The sequence below is a fragment of the Citrobacter sp. wls706 genome (genome assembly GCF_005281305.1).
Lineage (GTDB): Bacteria > Pseudomonadota > Gammaproteobacteria > Enterobacterales > Enterobacteriaceae > Citrobacter > Citrobacter werkmanii.
Map to the genome: position 1 here is coordinate 1 of NZ_SZXG01000025.1, position 430 is coordinate 430.

Below are 430 nucleotides of genomic sequence, written 5' to 3' on the forward strand. Positions count from 1 at the left end.
GGGTTGCGGACAGTGTCTGGTGGGTAGTTTGACTGGGGCGGTCTCCTCCCAAAGAGTAACGGAGGAGCACGAAGGTTAGCTAATCCTGGTCGGACATCAGGAGGTTAGTGCAAAGGCATAAGCTAGCTTGACTGCGAGAGTGACGGCTCGAGCAGGTGCGAAAGCAGGTCTTAGTGATCCGGTGGTTCTGAATGGAAGGGCCATCGCTCAACGGATAAAAGGTACTCCGGGGATAACAGGCTGATACCGCCCAAGAGTTCATATCGACGGCGGTGTTTGGCACCTCGATGTCGGCTCATCACATCCTGGGGCTGAAGTAGGTCCCAAGGGTATGGCTGTTCGCCATTTAAAGTGGTACGCGAGCTGGGTTTAGAACGTCGTGAGACAGTTCGGTCCCTATCTGCCGTGGGCGCTGGAGAATTGAGGGGGG

1 rRNA gene is annotated in these 430 nt (G+C 55.8%); it reads left to right on the forward strand.

Features of this window, described 5'->3' with window-relative positions:
- A 23S ribosomal RNA gene (locus FDW92_RS04890) occupies positions 1–430 on the forward strand; the annotation flags it as partial.